This window comes from Micromonospora sp. NPDC005254, assembly GCF_042872525.1.
GTDB lineage: Bacteria > Actinomycetota > Actinomycetes > Mycobacteriales > Micromonosporaceae > Micromonospora.
Window position 1 is genome coordinate 717,990 of the sequence record NZ_JBIAKM010000002.1, and the last position, 19,271, is coordinate 737,260.

Sequence of the window (19,271 nt, forward strand, 5' to 3'; positions counted from 1 at the left end):
CCTCGCGTGGGCGTCACCGGCGACGCCCGGATGGAGCCACCGTGAACGAGCACGACCTCGATGTCCTCGACGAGATCCAGCGGCGGGTGCTCTGGCTCGCCACCCGGATCGTGGACGCCGCCAACCATGACCGGGCCACCGGCGACGGTGTGAAGGTCGGCGGTCACCAGGCGTCCAGCGCGTCCCTCGTCACGGCGATGACCGCGCTCTGGTTCGCGCACCTGGACGCCGAGGACCGGGTCGCCGTGAAGCCGCACGCGTCCCCGGTGTTCCACGCCATCCAGTACCTGCTGGGCAACCTGGACCGCTCCTACCTGCCCCGGCTGCGGGCCCGGGGCGGCCTCCAGTCGTACCCGTCGCGCACCAAGGACCCCGACGAGGTGGACTTCTCCACCGGCTCGGTGGGTCTCGGCGCGGCGGCGCCGCTGTTCGCCGCCGCCACCCGCCGCTACGTCGACGCGCACTTCGGCGCCCGGCCGCGCTCCCGGTTCGTGGCGCTGATCGGTGACGCCGAGCTGGACGAGGGCAACATCTGGGAGGCCGTCGCCGACCCGGCCACCACCGGGCTGGGCAACGTGATGTGGCTTGTCGACTTCAACCGGCAGTCGCTGGACCGGGTGGTGCCCGGCATCCGGATCAAGCAGTGGCGCGGTCAGTTCGAGGCGGCCGGCTGGCACGTCGTGGAGGTCAAGTACGGCCGTCGGCTCGCCGAGGCGTACGCCCGGCCGGGTGGCGAGGCGCTGCGCGACTGGATCGACGCGATGCCCAACGAGCAGTACCAGTCGCTGTTCGGGTTGGCCGGCCCGGCCCTGCGCAAGCAGTTCCTGGACGGTGCGCCGGCCGGGATCGCCGAGCTGATCGAGGGCATCACCGACGAGGACCTCGGCCCGCTCGTCACCGACCTGGGTGGGCACGACCTGTCCGCGATGCTCGACGCGTACGCCCAGTGCGACGCGGTCACCGACCGGCCCAGCGTCGTCTTCGCGTACACCGTGAAGGGTTGGGGGTTGCCCATCGCCGGCAATCCGCGCAACCACTCGGCGCTGCTCAGCACCGAGCAGGTCGACACGCTGCGGGCCGCGCAGGGCTTGACCTCCGAGACCGAGTGGGACCGTCTCGACCCGGCGTCACCAGCCGGGATCCGGGCCGGCGCCCGCCGGGAGGCGCTGTCCCGCGCGCCGCGCGAGCGCGCGCTGGGGGTCACCGTTCCGGAGAGCACGGGAGTACGCGCCAACAAGCCGATCTCCACGCAGGAGGTCTTCGGTCGGGTGCTGGTGGATCTGGCGCGGGACCGGGAGGTCGGCCGTTACCTGGTGACCACCGCCCCGGACGTGGCCACCTCCACCAACCTGGCCGGGTTCATCAACAAGACCGGGGTGTTCGCCCCCACCGAGCAGCGTTCCTGGACCGAGGACCGGATGCTGCGCTGGACCGAGAGCCCCGCCGGGCAGCACATCGAACTGGGCATCTCGGAGATGAACCTGTTCCTGCTGCTGGGCCAGCTCGGCCTGTCCTGGGACCTGTCCGGGCAGCCGCTGCTGCCGGTGGGCACCGTCTACGACCCGTTCGTGCTGCGCGGCCTCGACGCGTTCCTGTACGGCACGTACTCCGGTTCGCGGTTCGTGGTGGCCGGCACCCCGTCGGGCATCACCCTCGCTCCCGAGGGCGGCGCCCACCAGTCCACGATCACCGCGTCGGTCGGCCTGGAGCTGCCCGGGGTGACGTTCCTCGAACCGGCGTACGCGGGCAGCCTCGACTGGCTGCTCTGCGACGCCCTCGGGCAGATCGCGGGCGGGGCGACCCCGGCCGCGACGGCAGCGCCGACCGAGGACGGCGCGTACTACTTCCGGCTGAGCACCCGACCGCTGGACCAGGCGCCGTTCGAGGCGGCCCGGGCCCGGCTCGGCGACGCGGTGCTGCGCCGGCAGGTGGTCGCCGGGGCGTACCGGCTCGTCGACGCGCACCAGGCGTACCCGCATCTGGTCGACGCCCCGGTCGTGCAGCTCGCCGCGTCCGGCGCGGTGCTGCCGGAGGTGCTGGCCGCCGCGGCGGAGCTGGCCGAGGAGGGCGTCGCCGCGCACGTGGTGGACGTGACGAGTCTCGACCGGCTCTACCGGGCGTGGCAGCGCACCCTGCGGCAGGGCGTACGGACCGCGACCGTGCCCAGCGTGCCGGGCGCCCTGCGGTCCGCGTTCGCCGATCGGGTGCCGGTGGTGACCGTGCACGACGCGGCGTCGCACGCGATGGCCTGGCTCGGGTCGGCGCTCGGCGCCCCGGCGGTGCCGCTGGGGGTGGACGAGTTCGGCCAGTCCGGCAGTGTGGCCGACCTGTACGAGCTGCACGACCTGATGCCCGGCAGCATCGTCAACGCCGCCCTGGCCGCGCTCGCCCTCCGCTGACCTTGCCCTCCGCTGACCTTGCCCTCCGCTGACCTTGCCCTCCGCTGACCCTCGCCCTTCGCTGACCTTGCCCTCGAGGGGTGCGCTCCGCTCGCTTGCCTGCGTGCGCCGGATCGCGTGCGCCAGCCTTCGTGTCTCACTGCCGCCGCCACTGAGAGTGAGGAGCGTCCGCCTGTCGATGGGGTTCTCTTCGCCCTTTGCTCTGCTTCAATATGCGCAACACCTTGCTGAGCTGCAGAAATTCGGGTGCGCGCAGCTGAGCGGAGTGACCCGACGTAACTGTTGCGTCCGTTGAAGCAGAGCAAAGGCTGCGCAGGCACCGTCGGGCTCGGCTCCGGCTCCGGCTCGGAGGGCTCGGCTCGGGCCGGGCTCCGGCTCGGGCTCCACAGGCGGGTGGGCACCGCCGAGTCGGCGGGTGGGCAGGGGGCAGCTCGCGCTCAGCGGGTCGGGGTGGGGGTGACCGAGGCGGGCGCGCCGGCGCTGGGGTTCTGCACGATGTGGCGTTCCAGGTTGACCTGGGCCTGGCCGGTGCCGCCGACGGTGATGTCGTCGTACGCCTGGAGCATCTTCTGCTGGTCGAAGTAGAGCACTGTCATCGACAGCGGGGTCGGCTTCTCACCCTCCAGGCCGCGCAGCCCGGCCCCGCCGGTCGAGCCCTCCACGAACAGGGCGGTGGGCTGCTGACCGGGTGCCTGCGGCAGCTTGGAGACCTGCCGGGCGTGGGTGTGCCCGGCCAGCACCAGCGGGCAGGTGCCGGCCAGCGGCCCGGCCGACGCCGGGTCGTGCACCAGCGCGATGTTGACCGGCCGGGGCGAGCTGCGCACCGTCGCGGCGAGCTGCGTACCGACCCCGATCACCTGGTTGGCCACCTCCTGGGTCAGCCCGCTGCCGGCCGGTGAGGTGTTCTTGTCCGGGGTGAAGCGCGGGTCGCCGATGCCGGCGATGGTCAGCCCGGCGACCGTGGTGGTCGAGTTGTTCAGCACGATCGCGTTCGGCTGGCGGGCCACCGCCGCGGCGGTCTTGCCCGAGTCGTGGTTGCCGCGGATGAACACGTACGGCTTCTTGAGCAGGCTGATCGAGCCGACGAAGGAGGCCTCCGGCTCGCTGCCCCAGTCGGTGATGTCCCCGGTGTCGATGACCACGTCGATGCCGAACTGCTCCACCACCGTGCGGATCAGCTGCCAGCCGGTCGGGTTGAGGTGCATGTCGGAGACGTGCAGGACCCGGGTGGTGCCGGGCGCCGGCTCCAACACCGGCAGCGCCGACACCGTCGTGTAGAGCTGGCTGACGTTGCCGACGATGCGTTGCAGCTGCTCGGCGTACTTGGTGTAGTCGTTGGCGATGCGGCGGGCGTCGCCGACGATGGCGGGGGCGTTGACCAGCAGGCCCTCGTAGCGCGGCTCCTCGATCGCCTGGGGGCGCAGGGTCGCCGCGGCGGTGCCGAGGCTGCCGGCGGTGACCAGCAGCGCCAACCCGCCCGCCCAGGCGGTACGCCGCACATCGCGGAAGATCAACCCGGCCAGGATGAGGGTGACCAGCACCGCCGACGCGAGGGTCCGCAGGCCCAGCCGCATCACCCCGGAGCGGACGTCCTCCACTGCGCTCTGGCTGGCTCGGTTGATGCTCGCCGGGTCGTCGAGCAGCGCCTCGGTGCGCCCCTGGTCCAGCGCGCCCAGCCGCACGGTGAGGTGGGTCGGCCCGCTGTGGCTGTCGAGCAGCAGGGCGCCGAGCGGTGGCACGTCGATGGTCGTCCCGCCCTCGCGGGCCGGGGAGAGGGTGAGGTTGGCCCGGAACGGCCCGATGTCGGTGTCCACCCGACCACCGGCCAGCACCCCGAGCACCGCCCCGGCCAGGGCCACCACGAGCACGGCGAGGATCACGCCCGTACGCCGTACCGGTCCACCGGGCCGGCCGATCCGCCGGCGCGACGGCCGCGACGGCTCGCCGCCGGTCACCGGGTCGCCCCGGTCCTCGGCGTCGTCGTGCTGCTCGTCGCGTTGCCCGTCCATGCTGAGATTCTGACCTGCCCGCCCAAAGATCTTGGCAAACCTGCGCGGAAGGTGACGCAGGTCAGCTGCGACCGCCGTCGCCGCCGGCGAAGACCACCCGCAGGAGGCGGTCGTCGTCGGCCGCCGGATCACCCCGCCCGTCGTGGTTGGAGGTGCTCACCCAGAGCGAACCGTCCGGCGCGGCGGCCACCGCGCGCAGCCGGCCGTACCGGTTGGTGAGCAGATCGCTGGGCTGCCCGAGCAGCGTGCCGGTGTCGGTCAACTCCATCACCCAGAGCCGCTTGCCGCGCAGGCAGCCGGTGACCAGCAGCCGGTCCGTCGCGGCCAGCCCGGAGCAGGACGCGTCGGACGTCGCCCACTGCGTGATCGGGTCGGTGAACCGCTTGTCGCCGGCCCGCCCCTCGACCTCCGGCCAGCCGTAGTTGCCGCCCTTGGTGATCTGGTTGATCTCGTCCCAGGTGTTCTGGCCGAACTCGACGGCGTACATCCGCTTGGCGTCGTCCCAGGCGAAACCCTGCACGTTGCGGTGACCCAGCGACCAGACCGGGGAACCGGGGTACGGATTGCCCGGCGCGGGCTTGCCATCGGCGGTGATCCGCAGGATCTTGCCGCCGAGGCTCTTCGTGTCCTGCGCGTTGGGGCGCTCGCCCGCGTCGCCCGTGCTGACGTAGAGCTGGCCGTCCGGGCCGAAGCCCAACCCGCCACCGTTGTGCACGTTCGCCTTCGGGATGCCGGTGAGGATCGGGCTGGGTTGCCCGCCGAGTTGCAGGCGGGCGACCCGGTTGTCCTGCTCGGCCGTGTAGTAGACGAAGACCGTCCGGTCCCGGGCGTAGCCGGGGGAGACGGCGATGCCGAGCAGGCCACCCTCGCCCGCCGCCGCCACGTCGCTGATCGTCTGCACGACCCGGACCCGCAGCCCGTCCGGGCCGGAGTCCGGGCCGACCTGGAGAATCCGGCCGCTGTCCCGTTCGGTGACCAGCGCGCCGCCGTCGGGCAGGAACGCGATGGCCCACGGCACCCGCAGCCCCTTGGCCAGGACGGTTGCCACCGTCTGCTGGCCCGCGCCGCCAGGGCTCGCCGGCGCCGACGGGGTCGGCAGGTTGGGCGGCTCACCGGCCGGGTCGGGCTCCGGCTCGCCGAAGCTGCAACCCGTGGCGAGCAGCAGCGTCGCGCAGGACGCCGCGAGGACCACCCGGAGGCGGCGGACGCGAGGGTACGGGAGACGGGCTCTCACCCGGCCCAGGGTAGCCCGCCGGACTGCCCGGCCGGGCCCGCGACACGTGGGCCTCGGCTCGTGCCGCAACCGCTCAGCGGGCCCGGACGGCCAGCAGCGCCGTGTCGTCCTCGCGGTGCTGGATCGAGGCGAGCAGCAGGTCACACAGGTCGTCGAGGGGGACGTTGTCGGTGCCGGTCAACCGGTGCACCAGCTCGGCGAGCCCGTCGTCGATGGACCGGTCCCGACGCTCGATCAGCCCGTCGGTGTAGAGCAGCAACGTGTCGCCGGTGGCCAGGCTGGTCGAGTGGCTGGTCCGCGGCGTGGGCCGGGCCAGGCCCAGCAACGGCTCCGGTGTCGCTTCGAGGACCTCCACCGCACCGCCGGCCCGCACCACCAGGGCCGGCGGGTGCCCGGCGTTGCACCAGGTCACCTCGCGGACGCCGGAGCGCCGGCCACAGATGCGCACCAGCGTCGCGGTGGCCGCGATGGGCAGCCGCAGGCCACGGATGGCGCTGTCCAGGTGGCTCATCAGCGCTCCGACCGCGTCCGGCCGGCCGAACGCGTTGCCACGCACCAGGTTGCGTAGCTGGCCCATGGTCGCCGCCGCCTCGATGTCGTGCCCGGCCACGTCCCCGATAGCCGCGATCAGGTCACCATCGGGTTGCACGAAGGCGTCGTACCAGTCGCCGCCCACCTCCACCCGGTCGGCCGCCGGCTGGTAGCGGGCCGTCAGCTCCAGCTCCGTCACGAGCGGCAGCCGCGGCAGCATGCTGTGTTGCAGCACCTCGGCGACGTGCCGCTGCTCCCCGTACATCGAGCTGTTGCCGACGGACTGCCCGGCCCGGCGGCCGATGTCCACGGCGGTGAGCAGGTCGCGGTCGTCGAACTGCTGACGGTCGGGGGCGTTGACCAGGGTGATCGCGCCCAGCACGGTGCCCCCGACGGCCCGCACCGGCACGCTGAGGTAGGAGGCGATGCCCAGCCGCTCGGCGATCGCCGACATCTCCGGATCGGTGGTGCCCCGTGCCACGTCGGTCAGCGACGCCACGCCGCCGAGCCGCGGTTGGCCGGTGCGCAGCACCGCCCGGATGATGGACTCCTGGCTCAGCCCCGTCCGCAGCAGCTCGGCGAAACGGTCGACGTCCGGCGTCCGGGCCGGGTCGCGGTGCACCGCGACCACCTCCCGGGGCTGTCCGGATGGCCCGACCAGCGTGAGCAGGCACCAGTCGGCGAGCAGCGGCACCATGGTGGCGGCGAGCCGGCGCAGCGACGTGCCCACGTCCAGCGTGCCGGCGAGCGTCTCGCTCACCCCGGCCAGCAGCTCCAGCCGTTCATGCGCCCGGACGACCCGCCGACGCGCCTCCTGCGCGCCGTCCAGCGCGATCCGCAGTCGCAGCTCCGACGAGCAGGCGGCGGCGAGGTCGGCAAGCGTCCGCAGCTGCCCGGCGGTCCACGCCCGGGGCTTGTTGTCGATGGCGCACAGCGAGCCGAGCACCCGGCCGGAGAGGTCGGTCAACGGCATCCCGGCGTACGCGACGACGCCGAGGTCGTCGATGGCCAGGTTGTCGCGTACGCGGGGGTAGAGCCGGGCGTCCGGCAACACCATCGGCACCTCGATGTCCACCACGTGCTGGCAGAACGAGTGGCTCAACGGGGTCTGCCGCCGCTGCGACCACGGCTCCGGCAGACCCACCGCGCCCGGGAAGAACTGCCGGTCGGCGGAGACCAGGGAGACCAGCGCGACCGGAACCTCCAGCAGGTCACTGACCAGCCGGGCGAACCGGTCGAACGCCTCGTCCGGTACGGCGTCCAGGCCCGTGTCGGCCAGCGCACGCAGCCGCGCCGCGTCGCCGAGCGCCGGGGGTGGGGCGGTCGAACGTCGCGGGCTGGCGGGGGAGCCGTCGGTCATCGAGCACCTGTCTGCCGGGGCGGGGGCCGACCGGCCCTCCGACCCTTGGTTATACCTCGTCATGGCCGGGACCGAACATCGGTGTGCCGAGTCTCGCCCGCCCCGCCGCCGCGCGCCATCCCCCGTGACGCCGGATCGCCGCCGTGCCCGCACCGGCCGTCGCGCCGGAGGCTATCGTCGGCGGACGTGAAGGTATGGATCCCGCATCCGGCCGGCCTGAACCTCGTCGGCGAGCTGCCCCCGGACGTGACGGTGGAGGTCGCCGAAACCGCCGACCGGTTGCCGTCCGCCCCGGCCGACGTCCGTTTCTGGGTACCGCCGTTCCTGAGCGGGTCGGACGCGACCGCGCTGCTGCACCAGCTCCCCGATCTGGAGGCGGTGCAGCTGCTCTCCGCCGGGGCGGACGCCTGGGTCGGCCGGATGCCGGAGGGGGTCACGCTCTGCGACGCCCGGGGGGTGCACGACCCGTCCACCGCCGAGTGGGTGGTCACCGCGATCCTCGCCCAGCTGCGGGCCTTCGGAGCCTTCGCCCGCGCGCAGGCCGAGCGGCGGTGGGCGTACGACGGCAACGCGCCGACCGACGAGCTGACCGGCAAGCGGGTGCTGATCGTCGGGGCCGGCTCGATCGGCACGGCGGTGCGGGACCGGCTCGCGCCGTTCGAGGTGAGCTTCACCCTGGTCGCCCGGACGGCCCGGCCCGAGCAGGGGGTGCACGCCGTCGCGGAGCTGCCCCGACTGCTGCCCGACGCCGACGTGGTGGTCGTGCTGGTGCCGCTCACCGACCAGACCCGCGGCCTGATCGACGAGGACTTCCTGGCCGCGATGCCCGACGGGGCGTTGCTCGTCAACGCGGCCCGCGGTCCGGTGGCCCGTACCGAGGCGCTCGTCGCCGAACTGGCCACCGGTCGGATCTCGGCCGCGCTGGACGTCACCGACCCGGAGCCGCTCCCCGCCGACTCCCCGCTGTGGACGATGCCGAACGTGCTGCTCACCCCGCACGTGGCCGGGTCGGTGCGAGGGCTGCTGCCGCGCGCGTACCGGCTGGTCGGCGACCAGGTGCGGCGGTTCGCCGCCGGTCAGCCGCTGATCAACACGGTGGTCGACGGCTACTGACCGGGCCGCGCGGTCCGGCCCGGGCTCACGGGCCGGGTGTTTCGGCGGCCTCGTCCCGCAGTGTCTGGCCGGTGGCCGAGACCAGTCGGGGCAGGTCGGTGCCGCGGACCGCCGGCAGACCGACCTGCTGGCCGTCGTCGAGGCGGGCGACGACCCGCCCGCGCGCGTCGGTGGCCAGCTCGACGACCCGGTCCCAGTCGATCCGACGTTGCCCGAACAGCGCCCGCAGGCGCAGTTCCCGGGAGTCGGCGTCGGTGCCGGCCCGCCAGGCCCACACCCCGACGGCGAGCGGGACGAGCAGCACCGGCAGCAGGTACGCCCGGGCGTTGGCCAGCGGCAGGGCGCCGATGAAGGCGATGACGGCGGCGGCCAGGATGGCTTGGTTGTACCGGAAGCGGACCGTGTCGGGCGTACTCACCCTGCGATGATCCCACCCCTGGTCGACGCGGGTCGCGGCGGGCGGCGCACGGAGCCCCGGACGCCGTACAGTGACACGGGTCACTGCTTCAGGCCGGTGACCGACGCGTAACCAATCTGGTCGCCGGTCGTTCCCCACTGTTGGGCAGCGGACCCGCAACGTCCGCCGCCCCGCACCGCCGCACCGCCCCGTGCCCCCTCACGAAGGCGACCGCCGTGCTCCTCGCGTACCCGTTCCATGTTTTCGTCTCCCGCCGGGCGGCCCCGGAGGTCGCCGTGTCCACGGCCGTGGCGCTGCTCGTCCTCGCCGGGGCCGCCGATCTGGTCCCGACCCCGGTGGTGATCGCGTTGTCCGGCGGCGCGGGCGCCACCCTCGCCGGCGTACGACTCTCCCGGCTCGCCAGCCACCGATCCAGCGAGCCGCCGTCCACCGACCCCCCGTGGCGGACGGCCGCCGTACTGCTCGACGCGGCGGTGGTGGCGGCCGGGTGCGTCGCCGCCGCGCTGCCGCTGGTCGACGCCGGGCACCGCGCTGCCGCGCTGCTCGGATCGCTGACCGTGGCGGTCCTGTCCGTGGCCGGGCTGCTTCGGCTTCCGGCTCGGCCGTCGCGAGCGGCGCGGCTGCGAGGGCTGGTCGAGGCGACCGGCCCGACGCTCGTTCTGACCCTCGCCGGCTGGTTGCTGCTCCCTTCCGACACCCTGCCGGCGCCGGCCCGGCTGGTCGCGGCGCTGGTGCTCGGTGGGCTGGGCATGGCCGCGCTCAGCGCGTTCACCGGGTCCGGGCGGCGCTCGGGCGACGCGATCTGCCGGGGCGGCGTCCTGCTCACCCTGGTCGGGCTGGCGCTGCTGACGGTCCTGCCACCCGTCGCGACGGGCCGGGCGGCGCTGCTGGCGGTGCCGCCGCTGGTGCTCGGGATGCTGCTGACCGCACTCGGCGCGAAGTCCGCGGTGGCGACGGCCAGCGCGCAGCCGGTGACCGGCCCGCCCGCCGCGACCTGGCCACGGGTGGTGCTCCCGGCGTCGGTGCTGCTGCTGGCGGCGGGCCTGCAGGTTGTATCCGGCCGCACTCCGGACCGGACGAGTGTGCTGCTCGCCCTGGCGGCGGTGCCACCACTGGTCCTGCGGGAGCTGCTGCGCGGCGGCGACGCGGGCGCCGGGGAGCGACACGCCGCGCACCGCCGACGCGCCGACCACGCGGTCCGGCGCCGCCGGTCGGCGCAACCGCCCTTTCCCGGTACGACCGAGGGTGCGCCCGCGCACGACAGGTGCCCCGACGCCGCGCCGTGGCCGTCCGACGGGGGCGCGACCGCCATCTCCGGCGTCGACGAAGCCTGGCCCCCCGACGGTGGTGCCGCCGCGACGACCGGCCTCGACGCGGGTGTCGCCTGGTCGACGTTCGACCACCGGTCCGGATCGGCCGGGGAGCGGGCGGCGCTGCTGGACGCCCTCGCCGCCATCGGCGACGTGCCCGCGCCGGCCGGTGCGCTGCTGCTGGTGGAGCTGCACGGTGCGGACGGGCTCGGCCCGGTGGCGCGCGAGGACGTGCTGGCCGAGGCGGTCCTGCGGGCCCGCGCGGTCGTCGGGCCCGACGACCTGGTGACCGGCTGCACCGGCACCGGCTTCGCGGTGGTCACCGGCGCCGGGCCGGTGCTGGCGTACGCGCTGGGCACCCGGCTGCTGACCGCGCTCACGCCGCCGTACCAACCGGCCGGGTCGGTGCTGCGCGTGCAGGCGAGCATCGGGCTGGCCGAGGTGAGTGGATCCGGACCGGCCGACGTGCTCCGTCAGGCCGAGCTGGCCCGGCGGCGGGCGGTGCAGCTCGGCCGGGACCGGGTCGAGTGGTACGACGCGTTCCTGGAGGAGCAGTTGGTGCGCCGGCTCGACCTGGAACGTGAGCTGCCCGGCGCGGTGGCGCGGGGCGAGCTGGACCTGGTCTATCAGCCGGTGCTCGACCTGACCGACCGGCAGCCGGTGGGCGCCGAGGCGCTTCTGCGCTGGCGCAGCCCGGTGCTGGGCACTGTGCTTCCGGCCGAGTTGCTGCCGGTCGCCGAGGATCTGGATCTGGTCGGCGAGTTCGAGTGGTGGGTGCTGGACCGGGCCTGCCGGCAGTTGGCCGACTGGTCGGCGGGCCCCCGTGAGCTGTGGATGGCGGTCAACGTGACCACCCGGGAGCTGACCGTCCCCGACTTCGTGCAGCGCACCGCCGCGGTGCTGGCCGCGTACGGGGTGTCGCCGGAGCGGCTGGAGGTGGAGGTGGCCGAGCCGAGGATCGGCGCTGACCTGTCGACAGTGGTGGCCCGGCTGGCGGGGCTCCGGTCGCTGGGCGTCCGCACCGCGCTTGACGACTTCCGGGCCGAGCATGCGTCCCTGGCGCAGCTGCGCCGCCTGCCGATCGACCTGCTGAAGGTGGGCCCCGAGCTGGTGGGGGCGCAGCCGGCGGGGCAGCCGCCGCTGATCGACGTGGTGGTCAGCGTGGGCGAGCGGTTGGGTGTGGAGATCGTCGCCGAGGAGTTGGAGTCACCGACCCAGGTCGAGGGGGCGCGTCGGGCCGGCTGCCGCTACGGGCAGGGCTTCGCGCTGGCCCGTCCGGCCACCGCCGAACGGGTCGAGGCGTACTTCGAGGAGTTCCCCTCGGCGTCCCGCTGAGTCACTGAACCGGTTCACTTCCCGCGTGGCGGCGCCGTGCTGCCGCGCGGGGTCAGCTGGGGGCTCTCGTCCTGCACGCGCGTCGCCGGCTGCCCCCCGATGACGGCGAGCAGGTGGCGGGCGGCGTGCGCGCCGTACGCGGGGATGTCGCGGCCCAGCGCCGTCAGGGGCGGGTGCACCAGCCGGCACAGTGGCGAGTCGTCCCAGGCCACGATGGACAGGTCGTCCGGCACGGTGAGGCCCATCTCCTGGGCGACCGAGAGCCCGGCGACGGCCATCACGTCGTTGTCGTAGATGACCGCCGTGGGCCGCGCGGCGGAGCTGAGGAGTCGGCGGGTGACCCGCCCACCCTCCTCGCCGCTGTAGTCGGAGAAGACGGTGACCGCCTCGGCCAGGCCGAGGCGCTGGCACACCGCCGCGAAGGCGTCGGTACGGATCTCGGTGTGTCGCAGGTCGGGCAGGCCGCCGACGCGGGCGATGCGGCGGTGGCCGAGCGCCACCAGATACTCCACCGCCTCGGTCAGCGCGACCGCGTCATCGGACCAGAGGCTGGCCAGCTCGCCGGTGCCGCCCGGCCCGCCGATCACCACGGCCGGCAGTTGGAGCTGTTGCAGGGCGGCGATGCGGCGGTCGTCGGTGTGCAGGTCGCAGACGAGCACCCCGTCCACCCGGCGCTCGCCCCACCAACGCCGGTACACCGCGATCTCGGCGTCGTGGTCGGCCACCACCTGCAGGGTCAGCGCGTACGAGCGGGCCGAGAGTTCGGCCTCCACGCCACTGATCAGCGCCATGAAGAACGGCTCGACGCCCAGCGTCCGGGCCGGCCGGCACAGGGCCAGACCGACGGCGCCGGCGGTGGCGGCGGAGAGCGCCCGCGCGGCGCTGCTCGGGCTGAATCCGATCTCGGTCGCGATGGCGAGGATGCGCTGCCGGGTGGCCTCCGACACCCCGGGCTGCCCGTTCAGCGCGTACGACACGGCACCCTTGGACACGCCCGCGCGACGGGCGACGTCGGCGATTGTCGGCCGCTTCACCGGCGTGCTCCTCCACTCTCGCCCCGGGTCGGGGGTCGGCTGACTGCCACGGCCGAGGCCGGCCCGTGGCCTCCGTTGGCGGCCTCAACCTAGCGCAGCCGGCGTCGTCGACCGACGGCGACCGCGCATCGTCCCGAAACGGCTGCGCCCGGCGAAAGCTTGCCCGGTTCAGCGTACCCGTGCGGGAGGGCGCTGGGCTGTCCCGAGCCCGCCGGAAACTGTGGGAGAACGCGCTCCACCCCGCATGATCGCGCTCCCACACGCCGCATTGCGCATCCACGCTCGTCGCGGTTCACCACCCGTTGACACTCCTGGAACCGGACCGTACGGTGACGGAACTTATCCGGTTCAGTCAACGTCTCTCGATGTCGGGAGCGTTTCCATACCTTCGGAGGGATGACATGAAACGGTCCTGGACCCGGTGGGCCCGCACGGTCGCCGCAGGTGCCGTCGGCCTCGCCCTGGTCGCCGCGTGCAGCGGCAGGAGCGGGCAGGAATCCGACGCGGCCGACGGGCAGGTCACCCTGAAAATCAACTTCTGGGGTGACTTCGGCCTTCAGGACCTCAAGACGAAGTACGAGGCCGCCAACCCCAACGTCAAGATCCAGCTCAACTCCGGCGAGTACAACGCCCAGCACGAGGACCTGCAGAAGAAGCTCGTCGCCGGCTCCGGCGCACCGGACATCGCGGCCATCGACGAGGGCTTCATGGTCCAGTTCCGCGGCCAGTCGGACAAGTTCGTCAACCTGCTCGACAAGGGTGCCGGTTCGTACGAGAGCAAGTACCTGCCCTGGAAGTGGAAGCAGTCGCTGTCGGCCGACGGCAAGACCCAGATCGGCCTCGGCACCGATACCGGCGGCCTGGCCATGTGCTACCGCACCGACCTGTTCAAGGCCGCCGGCCTGCCCACCGACCGCGACCAGGTATCCGCCCTCTGGCCCACCTGGGACAGGTTCATCGAGGTCGGCCAGCAGTACACCGGCAAGACCAGGAAGAAGTTCATCGACGCCGGCACCAACCTGTTCAACCCGATCCTCGGCCAGCAGCCGGTCGGCTTCTACAACGAGCAGGACCAGCTCCAGATGGAGCAGGGCCCGAAGGTCGCGTTCGACTACACCACCAAGGCCATCGACGCCGGGCTCTCGGCCAACCTGGTCAGCTTCCAGGCCGACTGGGACAAGGGCTTCACCAGCGGCGCCTTCGCCGTCCTCGCCTGCCCCGCGTGGATGCTCGGCCACATCAAGGACACCGCTCCCGGCACCCAGGGCAAGTGGGACATCGCCGCGGTGCCCGGCGGTGGCGGCAACTGGGGCGGCTCGTTCCTGACCGTCCCCAAGCAGGGCAAGCACGTCGACGAGGCGTACAAGCTGGTGGAGTGGCTGGTCCAGCCGGAGCAGCAGATCGAGATCTTCAAGAAGGTCGGCAACCTGCCCTCGCAGCCGGCCCTCTACAGCGACCCGGCCATCGCCGAGTTCAAGAACCCGTTCTTCACCAACGCGCCGGTCGGGCAGATCTTCCCGAAGATGGCGCAGGGCCTGACCCCGCAGTACCTGGGCAGGAAGAACGGCCCGACCCGGGTCGCGGTGGAGAACGTGATCCGCCGGGTGGAGAACAAGTCCCTCAGGTCCGACGCCGCCTGGGCGGAGGCGGTCAAGGAGGCCGAGAAGGCCAGCAGCTCCTGAGCCCGCTGCGGAGGCGGGCCGGACACGGCCCGCCTCCGCGCAGTCGTACCCCTGTCTCTTCGGCCCTGGAGTGCCCCGATGTCCACGACCCGCGCCGCGCCCGAGCCGTCGGCCCGACCAGCCGCCGGGCGGCACGGCCACGACACCGGCCCGGCCCGCCCCCGGCTCGCCTGGCGCGACCGGCTGCACCGGTTCGACTCGCGCTACATGCCGTACGTGCTGATCGCGCCCTTCTTCCTGCTCTTCCTGGCGTTCGGGCTGTTCCCGCTGATCTTCAACGGCGTGGTGGCCCTACGGAACTACCGGCTGGACGACCCCGACGCGACCGGCTGGGCGGGGCTGGGCAACTTCCAGCAGCTGCTCGGCGACGAGGACTTCTGGAACGCCCTCTACAACACCTTCGGCATCTTCCTGCTGTCCTCGGTGCCCCAGCTGCTGCTCGCGCTGATCGTGGCGTCCCTGCTCAACCGGCGGCTGCGGGCGCAGACCTGGTGGCGGGTGGGCGTGCTGCTGCCGTACGTCACACCGATCGTCGCCTCGACGATGGTGTTCAGCGTCTTCTTTTCCCGCGACTTCGGGATGGCCAACTGGGCGCTCGGCCTGTTCGGTGTCGGCGGTGACGACCCGATCGACTGGCGGGCCGACAAGGTGCACTCCTGGATCGCCATCGCCACGATGGTCAACTGGAAGTGGATCGGCTACAACGCGCTGCTCTACCTGGCCGCCATGCAGTCCATCCCGCGGGACGTCTACGAGGCCGCGGCGGTCGACGGCGCCGGCCCGTGGCGGCAGCTCTGGCGGATCACCGTGCCGATGATCCAGCCGGTCGTCGTGTTCACCGTCATCCTGTCCACCATCGGCGGGTTCCAGCTCTTCGTCGAGCCCATGCTGTTCGACCTCCAGGCTCAGGCCGCCACCGGCGGGCCGAACGGCGAGTGGCAGACCATCGCCCAGCTGATCTACAAGGTCGGCTGGAAGGACCTGAATCTCGGGTACGCGGCCGCGATGAGTTGGGCACTCTTCCTGATCATCCTGGTCGTGGCCGGGATCAACACCCTGCTGACCAACCGACTCTCCGGAGGGCGATCCAGGTGAGCGCCGTCGACACCGCACCGCCCCGCCCGACGGCCGCGAAGAGCCGCCGACGGGCCGCCCTGATGGGCCGCGCCCCGCAGGAGACCCCGGCCGGCCTCGGCACGTACCTGCTGCTCGCCACCACCATGCTGTTCGCGGCGTTCCCGCTGTACTGGATGTTCGTCATCGCCACCAGCGACGACGAGGCGCTGGCGCAGCTCCCGCCGACGGTGATCCCCGGTGACCGTTTCCTCGTCAACCTCGACGAGGTCTTCTCCCTGCAGGACGTGTACTTCGCCGCGTCGCTGGTCAACAGCGTCATCGTCGCGACCGTGGTGACCGCCTCGATGCTGTTCTTCTGCTCGCTCGCCGGGTTCGCGTTCGCCAAACTGCGCTTCGCCGGCAGCCGGTGGCTGATGCTGTTCGTGGTGCTCACCCTCACCGTGCCCAATCAGCTCGGCGTCGTCGCGCTCTACATCGTCATGGGCAAGCTGGGCTGGAACGGCACCCTGCTGGCCGTGATCGCGCCGGGCCTGGTCACCGCCTTCGGCGTCTTCTACATGCGGCAGTTCATCCTCAACACCGTGCCCGACGAGCTGATCGAGTCGGCGCGGATGGACGGGGCCACCACCATGCGGGTCTACCGCTCCATCGTCCTGCCGGCGATCCGGCCGGCCCTCGCGGTGCTCGGCCTGCTCACCTTCGTGGCAACCTGGAACGACTTCCAGTGGCCGCTGATCACCCTGAGCGGCACCGACTTCCCGACCTCGATGGTGGCCATCTCCGACCTGGCCAGCGGTAACTACGTCATCTACCGTCGGGTGCTCGCCGGGGCGTTCGTGGCGACCATCCCCCTACTGATCATGCTGTTTCTCGGTGGACGACAGATCGTCCGCGGAATCATGGAAGGCGCGGTGAAGTCTTGAGTCGACAGGCACTCCACGACGGCTGGACCCTGCGGGCGGCACCCGGAGCGCAGGTGCCGGCCGCGATCGCCGGGCAGGCCGTGCCGGCGACCGTGCCCGGTTGCGTGCACACTGACCTGCTCGACGCCGGGCTGATCCCCGACCCGTACCTCGACGACAACGAGCTGTCCCTGGCCTGGATCGGGCGCACCGACTGGCACTACCGAACGACCTTCCGCCGCCCACCCGGCGACCACGACCGGGTCGACCTGGTCTGTGCCGGCCTGGACACGGTCGCCTCCATCAGCGTCAACGGGGTCGAGGTCGGCCGTACCGAGAACATGCACCGCGGCCACCGCTTCGACGTCTCCTCGCTGCTGCGCGACGGCGACAACGACCTGGCCGTCGCGTTCGACTCCGCCTACCGCTACGCCGAGGCGCAGCGTGACCGCCTCGGCGACCGCCCCAACGCGTATCCGGAGCCCTTCCAGTTCGTCCGCAAGATGGCCTGCAACTTCGGCTGGGACTGGGGGCCCACGCTGGTGACCGCCGGCATCTGGCAGGACATCGGCCTGCACGCCTGGTCCACCGCCCGGCTGGCCACCGTCCGCCCGCTGGTCACCCTCGCCGGCCGTGACGGCCGGGTCGACGTGCACGTCGAGGTCGAGCGGGTCGCGGCCGTCCCGCTGACCGTGCGCGCCACCGTCGCCGACGCCCACGCCGAGGTGGTCGTCCCGGCCGGGCAGCGCATGGCCGTGCTGAGCCTCACCGTCCGCGAGCCCGCGCTGTGGTGGCCACGGGGGTACGGCGAACAGGCCCGCCACCTGCTGGAGGTGACCCTGCACGCGCCGGACGGCGAGACCCTGGATGGCTGGTCGCGGCGGGTCGGCTTCCGCTCGGTGCGACTGGACACCACCCCCGACGAACACGGCACCCCGTTCGTGCTGTCGGTCAACGACGTTCCGGTCGTCGTGCGCGGCGTGAACTGGATCCCCGACGACGTGTTCCCCACCCGGATCACGCGGGATCGGCTGGCCGGGCGGTTCGACCAGGCGATCGGGGCCAACGTCAACCTGCTGCGCGTCTGGGGCGGCGGCCGGTACGAGTCGGAGGACTTCTACGACCTCGCCGACGAACGCGGGCTGCTCGTCCAACAGGACTTTCTCTTCGCCTGCGCCGCGTACCCCGAGGAGGAGCCGTTCGCCAGCGAGGTCGCCGCCGAGGCCGCCGAGCAGGTGACCCGCCTGACGCCCCACCCGTCGCTGGTCCTGTGGACCGGCAACAACGAGAACATCTGGGGCTGGCACGACTGGGACTGGCAGGAACCCCTGGCGGGCCGCACCTGGGGACGCGGCTACTACCTCGACGTCCTGCCCCGCATCGTCGGCGAGCTGGACCCGACCCGCCCGTACTGGCCGGGCAGCCCCTGGTCGGGCACCGAGACGATCCACCCCAACGACCCGGCGCACGGCACCACCCACATCTGGGACGTGTGGAACACCGACGACTACCAGAAATACCGGGAGTACGTCCCGCGCTTCGTCGCCGAGTTCGGCTACCAGGCCCCACCGGCGTACGCCACCCTGCGCCGGGCGCTGAGCGACGAGCCCCTCGCCTCCGACTCGCCGGGCATGGCGCACCACCAGAAGGCCGCCGACGGTGACGCCAAGCTCCAGCGGGGCCTGGACGCGCACCTGCCCGCCCCGGCGGACTTCGACGACTGGCACTACCTGACCCAACTCAACCAGGCGCGGGCGATCCAACTGGGGGTCGAGCACTTCCGGTCGCACCGGGACGTCTGCGCGGGCACCATCGTCTGGCAACTCAACGACTGCTGGCCGGTCACCTCCTGGTCGGCCGTCGACGGCGACGGCCGCCGCAAACCCCTGTGGTACGCGCTGCGCCACGCGTACGCCGACCGGTTGCTCACCGTGCAGCCCCGCGACGGCGGCCTGGCCCTGGTCGCGGTGAACGAGACCGGCCAACCGTGGCGGTCATCGGCCTCGGTGACCCGGCTGACCCTCGACGGGGAGCCCCGGGCGAAGACGACGAACGAGCTGGACGTGCCCGCGTACTCCGCGGTGACGCTGGCCCTGCCGGCGGACCTGACCCGGCCGGAGGACGCCCGGCGGGAGCTGCTGGTCGCCGAGGCGGGGGAGACCGCCGAACGGGCGCTGTGGTTCTTCGCCGAGGACCGGGACATCGACTGGCCGGCGGCGGCCTGGGACGCGACTGTCGAACCGGTCGACGGCGGTCAGCGGGTGCGCGTCACCGCCCGCACAATTCTGCGCGACCTGACCCTCTTCCCGGACCGACTGGACGCCTCCGCCACAGTGGACAGCGCCCTGGTCACCCTGCTGCCCGACGAGTCGACAACCTTCACGGTGAGGGCGGCCGCGACGCTGGACCCGGCCGCACTGACCGCCCGACCAGTCCTACGCTGCGTCAACGACATCGAGCAGACGCAGACCCCGCAGGGCGCGCGTCCGGGGCTCACCCTAGTTGAATCTGGCGATGGCGCTCTCTGGCGAGGTCGGTGAGCTGCTCGCCGACGTCCTCGACATCGACCTGGTGGACGCGGCGACCGACAAGCTTAGCGGCAGCGACCGGGTGTCGATACTGTGACCGTCAGTCAGGGAGATCCAGAGCTTCGTGCTCGCCTCCGGCTATGTCGTTCAGCCTGCCGAGAGGCGATCATGGCGAGAGAGCCTGGGGGAGTTCGCCGGGCATCTCACCGAGGCGGGACTCGGCGAGATTGATGTGCTGGTTGAGTACCAGTCTGCTCACGGCGATGTGTCGAGGCGCGGCGGCGGCGTCGCATCGGGTGGTGACTGAACGAGGGCTTGGTGTCGGATTCCAGACTCTGC

At 72.6% G+C, this 19,271-nt stretch carries 13 protein-coding genes; 8 read left to right on the forward strand and 5 right to left on the reverse strand.

Features of this window, described 5'->3' with window-relative positions; translation table 11 throughout:
• Positions 1-41: 41 nt before the first annotated feature.
• The gene (locus ACFYPR_RS08980; protein WP_387259231.1) at positions 42-2,399 is read left to right on the forward strand and encodes a pyruvate dehydrogenase; all 2,358 of its coding nucleotides are present in this window, start codon (positions 42-44) and stop codon (positions 2,397-2,399) included.
• A 437-nt stretch (positions 2,400-2,836) separates the two neighbouring features.
• On the opposite strand, the gene ACFYPR_RS08985 is transcribed toward ACFYPR_RS08980, so the two are convergent.
• The 3 genes from ACFYPR_RS08985 to ACFYPR_RS08995 all read right to left on the reverse strand — a co-directional run bounded on the left by ACFYPR_RS08985 (position 2,837) and on the right by ACFYPR_RS08995 (position 7,533).
• Positions 2,837-4,408: a metallophosphoesterase gene (locus ACFYPR_RS08985; protein WP_355067023.1), complete on the reverse strand. Its 1,572-nt coding sequence runs from the start codon at positions 4,406-4,408 to the stop codon at positions 2,837-2,839.
• Positions 4,409-4,469: 61 nt separating this feature from the next.
• The gene (locus ACFYPR_RS08990) at positions 4,470-5,642 is read right to left on the reverse strand and encodes a PQQ-dependent sugar dehydrogenase (RefSeq protein ID WP_387259235.1); all 1,173 of its coding nucleotides are present in this window, start codon (positions 5,640-5,642) and stop codon (positions 4,470-4,472) included.
• A gap of 73 nt (positions 5,643-5,715) precedes the next feature.
• A complete protein-coding gene (locus ACFYPR_RS08995; RefSeq protein ID WP_355133275.1) occupies positions 5,716-7,533 on the reverse strand; it encodes a SpoIIE family protein phosphatase in 1,818 nt (605 codons plus the stop codon).
• A gap of 186 nt (positions 7,534-7,719) precedes the next feature.
• Between ACFYPR_RS08995 and ACFYPR_RS09000 the strand changes: the two genes are divergently transcribed.
• Entirely contained in the window at positions 7,720-8,646 is a 927-nt protein-coding gene (locus tag ACFYPR_RS09000; RefSeq protein ID WP_354858676.1) for a 2-hydroxyacid dehydrogenase, read from the forward strand.
• A 25-nt stretch (positions 8,647-8,671) separates the two neighbouring features.
• Here the strand turns inward: ACFYPR_RS09000 and ACFYPR_RS09005 are convergent, their stop codons facing one another.
• Positions 8,672-9,064: a PH domain-containing protein gene (locus ACFYPR_RS09005; protein ID WP_354858679.1), complete on the reverse strand. Its 393-nt coding sequence runs from the start codon at positions 9,062-9,064 to the stop codon at positions 8,672-8,674.
• Positions 9,065-9,279: 215 nt separating this feature from the next.
• Here ACFYPR_RS09005 and ACFYPR_RS09010 point away from each other — a divergent pair, with 215 nt between their 5' ends.
• Complete coding sequence (locus tag ACFYPR_RS09010; RefSeq protein ID WP_387259238.1) at positions 9,280-11,709, forward strand: EAL domain-containing protein; 2,430 nt, start codon at positions 9,280-9,282, stop codon at positions 11,707-11,709.
• Positions 11,710-11,723: 14 nt separating this feature from the next.
• Here the strand turns inward: ACFYPR_RS09010 and ACFYPR_RS09015 are convergent, their stop codons facing one another.
• Positions 11,724-12,743 (reverse strand): LacI family DNA-binding transcriptional regulator, encoded by a 1,020-nt coding sequence (locus ACFYPR_RS09015; RefSeq protein WP_354858684.1) that lies wholly within the window; start codon positions 12,741-12,743, stop codon positions 11,724-11,726.
• A 401-nt stretch (positions 12,744-13,144) separates the two neighbouring features.
• Between ACFYPR_RS09015 and ACFYPR_RS09020 the strand changes: the two genes are divergently transcribed.
• From ACFYPR_RS09020 to ACFYPR_RS09040, 5 genes are all read left to right on the forward strand, one after another.
• Complete coding sequence (locus tag ACFYPR_RS09020; protein WP_355067020.1) at positions 13,145-14,425, forward strand: extracellular solute-binding protein; 1,281 nt, start codon at positions 13,145-13,147, stop codon at positions 14,423-14,425.
• A gap of 78 nt (positions 14,426-14,503) precedes the next feature.
• Positions 14,504-15,520, forward strand: coding sequence for a sugar ABC transporter permease (locus tag ACFYPR_RS09025; RefSeq protein WP_354858687.1), 1,017 nt, complete (start codon positions 14,504-14,506; stop codon positions 15,518-15,520).
• Between the two features lie 62 nt (positions 15,521-15,582).
• Positions 15,583-16,425, forward strand: a complete 843-nt coding sequence (locus tag ACFYPR_RS09030; protein ID WP_354858738.1) for a carbohydrate ABC transporter permease — start codon at positions 15,583-15,585, stop codon at positions 16,423-16,425.
• On the forward strand, positions 16,422-18,944 hold the full coding sequence (locus tag ACFYPR_RS09035; RefSeq protein WP_387259241.1) for a glycoside hydrolase family 2 protein: 2,523 nt from the start codon (positions 16,422-16,424) through the stop codon (positions 18,942-18,944). The genes ACFYPR_RS09030 and ACFYPR_RS09035 overlap by 4 nt, the downstream gene beginning before the upstream one ends.
• Before the next feature lie 112 nt (positions 18,945-19,056).
• A complete protein-coding gene (locus ACFYPR_RS09040; RefSeq protein ID WP_387259244.1) occupies positions 19,057-19,239 on the forward strand; it encodes a hypothetical protein in 183 nt (60 codons plus the stop codon).
• The last annotated feature ends 32 nt before the right edge of the window (positions 19,240-19,271 follow it).